The following is a 7,879-nucleotide window of genomic DNA, read 5'->3' on the forward strand; positions in this document are numbered from 1 at the left end:
CCACCGTGTCGAGCAGACGCCGGCGGGAGGCCGGTGCCGGCTCGGAGGTCGTGACGGGCTCGCGCGTGAGGGAAGCCGATGTCACTCCTTGACGGCATCGGGTCCCCTGCCCTGCCCTGCCCTGCCCTGCCCTGCCCTGCCCTGACAGAGCATCGGAACTCCGGAGCACGGCGCGGGCGGCCGACGGTGGTGCGGACCCAACGGTCGGGGTGTCGGGAGCCGTCTGATCCCGGCGGTCCCGGTCCGTCATCAGATCCCGAGAGCAGCCTTCACGGCCTGTACCGCTTCGACTACGGGTACACCGATGGCCCCCACCATGGCGGCCACGCCGGCGATGCTGGCGAGCGCCCGCCGTACCGCGCCGGCGGGCGGTTCCTCTTCGCCGCTGCCGATGGCGTCTACGGCCTGGTCGAGCACTTCGCGGTCTTCCTCCGAGACCTGCTCCCGGAGTGCGCGAACGGCAGCGAGCAGGGTCTCGATCGGAGACGTATCGCCAGTCGGGGCGTTGTAGTTCTTCACGATGCCGACGTTGTGGTCTCCGTGCTGCGTGACGGAGTCGCCGAAGTGGAAGTTGGTGCTCAAGTCATCCCCCTTGCTTTCCCGTGTTGTGACTTCCGTACTGGATGATCGAGTCGCCGATGTGAGCGTTCTCGATCTGGATTCGCATTGCCACGCTGGAATCCCCGATCGCCTGCGTGATGCGCCGGTTGAGCTCGTCGACCTTTCCCCCGTCGGTGCTGGTGATCACTGTCTTCGATCCGTTCGGGGTGTCGATGACCAGGTTGTGACGGTCCAGGGAGAACAGTCGCTTGATTACCAGGCCGACTAGAGCGAAGAAGGCGAAGACGATAATCCAGCCAAAGAGGTTGGAAGCGATCCTGCTCTCCACCACTTCTTCCAGCAGCAGGCCCCCAAGAATGAAGACAAGGAACAGGTAAAGAAGCGTGCGACCGAATTTCCGTATCGCGGCGGAGCGATCCGGAGTCGTAACAGTTCGTCTCGTTCCAGTCACATTGTGCAAGGCGTACGAGTTTCCCCCGACCCACAGCACTCGGTTGTGGATCACCACCTCAACAGTGCTGCCCGATCCAGCCATGCGGCGTCCCCCATCGCAACCTCAGCAGTAACTAATCAGCCTACCAACACCCTCTGACAAAAGGTCAGTTGATGGAAGGCGACACACCTCGGACGCCGGCCGGTTCGCTCGACAACCACATGCCCCTGGCCTACCAGCGCAACACGCCCCTGGCGCCAAAAGCACAACCATGAGCGACACCTCGCAGGGTGGTCCTCCCGGACGCCCCGCCTACCCGTGCACGCCAGAGCTGGCGGGGGCCACGCCCGACGCTACCCGGGCGCGATAGGGCCAGTGCCGGAGTCTGCGGGCCCGTCGCCGAGCGGGCGCCGGGCCCTGTACGTGTACCCATCGCGCCTGCCCCCGCCGGCGGCGGACGAACTCGTCTCAGTGAGGCAGCTCGGTGTCGAACAGCTTGATCACCGAGGTGACGAGCATCAGGGCGTAGACAGTGTTGATGCGTGAGTATTGGGTCTTGGAGACGCCGTGGGTGCTGGAGTGCCTGCCGAACGTGCGCGGAATCGCGTCCCCCTTGGCGGGGTAGTACGTGGCATGCGCGTACCAGACGGGGGTGAACGTGCAAGCCACCTTGAACTTGTAGGCGTCCAGCTTGAACTTGACGCCATCCTTCTTGAAGTCGTTCCGCGTGAGCTGGACTCGCAGGGCGCTACTGAGGTGGCGCTGGAGGCGCCGGGCGGCGTTCCCCCGCTGATTGCCGAGCGGTGCGCCGCTCCCCTTCGGCGGGTCGGTCCCGCAGGGTGACGGCCGGGGATCGATGGGACATCATCGGCTCGCCCAGCCATGCCTTGTGAAGAGTGCTCCGACCGGATTCACACACCGATCACATGTCGATCACCCGGCAAGACGTCGTGGCCGGCTCGTCGGTTCCACCGGTGCTGTGAGAGCCCGGATGTTGGGGGAAGGGGTCCTCACCGCATGACAGTCAGACAGCGCCGGCTGCCCGGGCGACGGGCGAGCGCGCTGGCGCTCGCCGCCGCGCTCGCCGCCGGGGGCATCACCTACGTGGGATTCCACACCGGTTCCGAAACCGCCCCTCCTTCCGCGTCGTCCGCAGGCAAGGCAGACTCGCGCCCCCGGCCCGAGACCGTCGACGGGCAAACCGCGTTCGCCCTGGCGAAGAAGTCGGGCAAGCCCGTCGAGGTGACGGCGGAGCGGACCGCCCGCTCGACCACCTGGGTGCGGCCGGACGGGCTGATGATGCTCAGGTCGTACGCCGCTCCGGTGCGGGCGAAGGTCGGCCAGGAGTGGAAGCCGATCGACACCACGCTGCGCCGCACCGGCGAAGGCTGGCAGCCGAAGGTGACGAACACGCACGTCGTGTTCTCGGCCGGCGGGTCGGGCGGCGAGCGTGCCTCGCGCGGTGGTGTGCGGCGGGTGTCGCTGCTACCCGCGCTCACCGCGGAGGAAGGGGTGGCCTCGCCGCTGGTGGCGCTGACGGTCACCGATGTCGAAGGGCTGGCGCACACCATCCAGCTGACCTGGCCCGGAACGGTTCCGGCTCCGATCATCGACGGCTCGCGGGCGCTGTATCCGGAGATCCTGCCTGGCGCGGACCTGGTCCTGACCGCGCAGGACGACGGGTTCGCCCAGCTGCTGGTCGTCAAGAACCGTCAGGCGGCAGCCGATCCGCGCGTCGCGCAGCTGTCCTACGGGATCGGCTCGCCGACACTCGACTTCCGTCTGGACCCGCTGTCCGGGATCGTCGCGGCGGAGACCTCGCGGGGTGACGAGGTCGCCGTGTCGCCGACGCCGCTGATGTGGGACAGCAGTGGCGCTCCCGCCGTCACCGACGGCCAGGCCGGCGCGTCCGCCCAGCCCACGGCCTCGGAATCCCCCGAGGCGAGCCCTCCCACGCCGCCCACCGCCGCCCCGGCCCCGACGGCCACCGAAGAGCTGGCCAACGACGTGGTGGACCCCGAGAACGAGGTACTGCCCACCGCAACCGACGGCACCGCGCCTGCCGTGAGCGACCCACCGCTGCCCACCGTCCCCGGCGAGCCCACCCCCGCGCCCTCGCAGCCCGAGGCCGGGGCCACGCTGAACCTGCCGCTGCTCAACGGCCCCTCGCCCGAGTCCCGCGGCGACGTGGTCGAGGCGGACCTGTCCCAGGGCAACTGGACCCTCACCCCCAGCACGGACTTCCTGAGCGACCCGGCCACCGTCTACCCGGTCTTCATCGACCCCACGGTCAAGAAGCACACCCAGAACTGGACCACGGCCTACAGCCGCCACCCCAACGCCACCTTCTTCGACGGCAAGGGCTTCAACAAGGGCGGCACCCATGAGGCCCGGGTCGGTTTCGAGTCCGACACCTGGGGCACCTCCCGGTCCTTCTTCAACATCGCCTTCGACAAGAAGATCCAGGGCGCCAAGGTCCAGAAGGCCACCCTTCGTGTCCTGGAGACCTACTCCTGGTCGTGCAGCGCACGCTCCATGAGTGTGCACCTGACCAGCGCGGTGACCAGCCGCACCAACTGGAACAACGCGCCCAGCCTCCACGACGGCAACATCGCCACACCGGTGCGCAGCTTCGCCCACGGTTACAAGACCGGCTGCCGCGACGACTACGAGACCTTCGACGTCACCGCCGCCGCGCAGACCACCGCCAACAAGGGCAAGGACACCATCACCTTCGGGCTGCGCGCCCGCAACGAGAAGTCCCAGTACGCGTGGAAGAAGTTCCAGGCCGACGGCGACAGCGCCCCCGTCCTCGAAGTCACCTACAACCGGCCGCCCCGCTCCCCCGACGAATTCGACCTCGGCCCCGACTTCAAATGCACCACCTCCGCCCCCTACGTGCGTGTCGGCTCCACCGACATCAACTTCACCGCCCGGGCCGGGGACTGGGACAACAACCTCGACTACCTCGACTTCAACCTGTGGCCCGCCGGAAAGTGGGGCACCACCGGCGACCTGCTCGGCTCCACCGGAACCGTGTCCGTAGGCGCTGCCACCACCGACGCCAAACGCTCCACCAGCTCCTTCCCCACGTCCCGGCTCGTCAACAACACCCTGTACTCCTGGCAGGTCAGGGCCGTCGACAAGGCCGGGGCCACCTCCGCCTTCGCCCCCTACAACGCACCCTGCCGCTTCATCTTCGACAGCAGCGAACCCAGTCCGCCGCGGGTCACCTCGACCGACTTCCCCAACGCCGACGGCAACGAGAACACCTTCGGCAACGAACCCGAAGACAAGAACTGGTCCACGAAGAAGTTCGGATCCACCGGCGCCGTCACCCTCCAGGCACTGGAGACCGACGTCATCCGCTATGAGTGGGGCTACAACACCAATAGCTTCCCCCACACGCTCGCCCGCACCCAGGGAACCGCCACCACCACCAAGGCGAGCATCACCGCCAAACCGCCCTCCGCCGGGCCCAACGTGCTGTACGTGCGGACCGTAGACGGCGCCGGGCACGTCTCCACACCCACGAAGTACTTCTTCTACGTCACCCCCAGGGACCAGGCCGACGTCGCGGGCGACTTCACCGGCGACACCCTGCCCGACCTGTTCTCCCTCACCGCCGGCGGCAACCTGCGCCTGTTCCCCTCACAGCAGGCGCCCGGCACCACCGCCGACAAGGGCAACGGCGACACCGACTTCTCCATGTCCGGCGCCTACCAGGAGAACCCCGACAAGGACCCCAACGGCGACAACCTCGAACCCTTCATCGCACCCCCCGCCGGACACTTCTCCGGCGCCCTGATCACCCACAACGGCGACTTCTACGGCGGCGACGGCCTCCAGGACCTCATCGCCCGCGTCGGCGGCAGACTCTGGGTCTACCCCGGCGACGGATACGGCGCCGTCAACATCAACCGCCGCCGCGAGATCCTCCTGCCCTCCAACTCCCCCTCCCCCTCCAGCCTGACGCAGATCGTCGCCACCGGAGACATCACCGGCGACAAACTCCCCGACATGTTCGCCACCAGCGGCGACCAGATGTGGGCGTTCATCGGCTACACGGGCGCCTCCTTCACCGAAGCCCGCCTGGTCGCCAGCGCCCCCTGGGCGGACCGCGACATCCTCACCGTCGCCGACATCAGCGGCGACAACGTCCCCGACCTCCTCTTCCGCAGCGCCGAAACCGAACGCGGCCTCCTCCTGCGCCACGGCAAACCCGCCGCCGGCGGAGGCGTCGACCTCGCCTCCCTCACCACCGCAGCAGGCTCCAAGACCGGCCAGGACGAGGTCTACGGCACCACCGGCTGGGGCACCTCCAACATCCCCAAGATCATCGGCACCCCCGACATCGACAAGGACGGCATCCCCGACCTGTGGGCATGCCTCTCCGACGGCCGCCTCTACTTCTACCCCGGCGGCCGCACCACCCACGGCACCCGCTTCCTCTCCAGCGCAAGCGGCTGGCTCACCGCCACCACCATCGGCTGAACCAAAACCCCTCAACTGCCAGGCCCCGGACCGGACAAGGTCCGGGGCCCCGCCGCACCCGCCCCACCCACGAGAAGGAACACAGTGAACAGAGTCCTGGCCGCGATCGCGGGCATCGCGGTGACAGCCGCACTGCTCGTCGGCGCCGCGTCGCCAGCAGCACAGGCAGAGATCCCGCTCCCTGCGGTGGAGAAGCTGAGGGTCATCACCTGGAACATGTGCGGTGACGCAGGGGGCGAGCGCATGAACGCCTCCAAGCCCGGCTACTGCCCCAGACGGAACTACCCCCAGCTGAAGATCGACGCGCTCAAGAAGCTGGTCATGAACCACCAGGCGAACGTGGTCATGCTCCAGGAAGCATGCGGATACGCGCCGGACGACCCCCACGAGAGTCAGCTCCCCCTCAGCCACATGGGCAGGCTGCAGCAAGCCCTGGACGAGCTGAACCCCGGGGAATGGGTGATCCGGCACACGGTAGTGCCCCGCGACGACGGCGACGAGACCTGCTACAACCAGTCCCTCACCTACGGCAGCATCGGCAACCTGCTGGCCATCCGGAAGGGCGTGGCGTCGAGCTTCTCCGAGCATGCGCTGACGCCGTACAACGAGCGCGAATTCACACTGTTGTGCGGCCGTATGACGGGCTGGCGCGACAACATCTGCACGACTCACCTGGTGCCGGGCCAGTCCGTGATCGCCCAGCAGCAGGCCCGCGAGATCCGGCAGCTGCTCGCAACGGACCTCGCGACCGGCTACATCGTCGGGGGTGACATCAACAGACCGGCCGGACGCCCGGAACTGGCACCGTTCGACGGACTCATGCACGTCGTCTCGAGCACGCAGATGACACGCCGCGGCTGGAGCCCGAACCCGGCACCCGACGGGTCATGGATCGAGCACTCGCTCGACAACATCTTCCTGACCCGGCGGCCCAAGCCGACGACGTTCATCGAGACCCCGCTCAGGGACAACTCGACCTACACGGGGCCGGAAGCAGACCCGCCCGCCACACCCGACACACCCGACCTGACGGGTACAGGCGTCTCCGACCACGCTCCCGTCGTCAGTTACATCGATCCACCCGCCATCCCCGGCGACATGACCGGCGACGGCCGTCCCGACCTTGTGGCCGTCGACACGGAAGGAAAGCTGCGCCTGTACCAAGGCACCGGAACAGGCGCCCTCCTCGCACCGGTGCCCCTCGGCGCGCGCGGGTGGAGCGGCGCGCCCGTCACACACCGGGGGGACTGGACCGGTGACGGCAAGGAAGACATCGTCGCGGTCATCGGCAGCGAACTGCGGATCTACCCGAACAGCGGCACCGAGCCTCTCGGAGCCCACAAGACCGTCCCCGGCGTGACCGTGCCGGCGGGCTCCCGGCTCATCGGGGTAGGCGACGCCACCGGCGACGGCCAACCCGACCTCGTGGCCATCAGCGGCACCCAGCTGTACCTGTACGAAGGCAACCAGGCACCCGGCATCACCGCAGTCCGGCTCATCGGAAACAGCGGCTGGGGAGACATGGACCTGGCAGCCCCCGGCGACGCCACGCACGACGGGAACCCCGATCTGCTCGTACGACACCACACCAGCGGCGACCTCTGGCTCTACCCCGGCAGCGGCGACGGCACATTCAGCTACACCACCCGCACCCGCTACGGCTCGGGCTACACAACCACAGCCCGCCCCCTGATCACCGGAGCAGCCGACGCGGACGGCAACAAGCGAGCCGACATGTGGGCCACCACCCCCACAGAAACAGGAACCCTCCTCTTCTACACCGGAGCGACCGACACCACAGGCAACCCCATCGACGGACCCAGGACCGAAGTCGGCACCAGCGGCTGGCAGACCACCATCACCTCCATCTCCTGACAACGCCCCCACACACCACAACCGGCCCCCGGATACCGCGACCGTGCCCCAGGGAACTCACGGTGAACCGTTCCGATGCTCCTTCCCGGCAACATCGACGGAAAGCTCGGCAACGACCCGTCGCCCGAACGTCCGCCCGGCCCCGAAAACGTGGCCGTCACGTACAACTTCAAGCGGTTCGTCCCCACCACCGGCCAGGAGGCCGGGGACATCTGGGCCACCACCCCGGCAGACGCGGACACCCCGGTCGACTATGTTGACGCCACGGGCACCGCGAAGAGCATCCTGTGCCCCGCCGGATGCCTGCTCATCTACCCCGGCGGCAAGACCTCCCACGGCGCACCCCGCCTCGCGGGAACCGCCGGATGGGCCACCACCATCCGCGGCATCTTCTAGCCGTCCACCAGTCCTGACGAACCAGGCGTGCCATGCCTCCCCGAGGCATGGCACAGTGGCCGACCGTCGGCCGGTCCAGGTGGAGCACGTCGGCGATGCGCGACAGGAAGCCGGGCATCC

General features: G+C 68.1%; 6 protein-coding genes. 3 read left to right on the plus strand and 3 right to left on the minus strand.

Annotated features, from left to right (window positions below):
* Positions 1-249 precede the first annotated feature (249 nt).
* The 3 genes from AB0E19_RS37845 to AB0E19_RS37855 all read right to left on the minus strand — a co-directional run bounded on the left by AB0E19_RS37845 (position 250) and on the right by AB0E19_RS37855 (position 1,663).
* Positions 250-582 (minus strand): hypothetical protein, encoded by a 333-nt coding sequence (locus AB0E19_RS37845; protein ID WP_362189554.1) that lies wholly within the window; start codon positions 580-582, stop codon positions 250-252.
* A 1-nt stretch (position 583) separates the two neighbouring features.
* On the minus strand, positions 584-1,096 hold the full coding sequence (locus tag AB0E19_RS37850; protein ID WP_362189557.1) for a DUF6232 family protein: 513 nt from the start codon (positions 1,094-1,096) through the stop codon (positions 584-586).
* A 366-nt stretch (positions 1,097-1,462) separates the two neighbouring features.
* On the minus strand, positions 1,463-1,663 hold the full coding sequence (locus tag AB0E19_RS37855; protein WP_362189560.1) for a hypothetical protein: 201 nt from the start codon (positions 1,661-1,663) through the stop codon (positions 1,463-1,465).
* A 348-nt stretch (positions 1,664-2,011) separates the two neighbouring features.
* Here AB0E19_RS37855 and AB0E19_RS37860 point away from each other — a divergent pair, with 348 nt between their 5' ends.
* From AB0E19_RS37860 to AB0E19_RS37870, 3 genes are all read left to right on the plus strand, one after another.
* Complete coding sequence (locus AB0E19_RS37860; protein ID WP_362189563.1) at positions 2,012-5,488, plus strand: DNRLRE domain-containing protein; 3,477 nt, start codon at positions 2,012-2,014, stop codon at positions 5,486-5,488.
* Positions 5,489-5,572: 84 nt separating this feature from the next.
* Positions 5,573-7,363: a VCBS repeat-containing protein gene (locus AB0E19_RS37865; RefSeq protein ID WP_362189566.1), complete on the plus strand. Its 1,791-nt coding sequence runs from the start codon at positions 5,573-5,575 to the stop codon at positions 7,361-7,363.
* Between the two features lie 75 nt (positions 7,364-7,438).
* On the plus strand, positions 7,439-7,759 hold the full coding sequence (locus AB0E19_RS37870; RefSeq protein WP_362189569.1) for a hypothetical protein: 321 nt from the start codon (positions 7,439-7,441) through the stop codon (positions 7,757-7,759).
* Positions 7,760-7,879 lie beyond the last annotated feature (120 nt).

Source organism: Streptomyces sp. NPDC047974, from assembly GCF_040653375.1.
Lineage (GTDB): Bacteria > Actinomycetota > Actinomycetes > Streptomycetales > Streptomycetaceae > Streptomyces.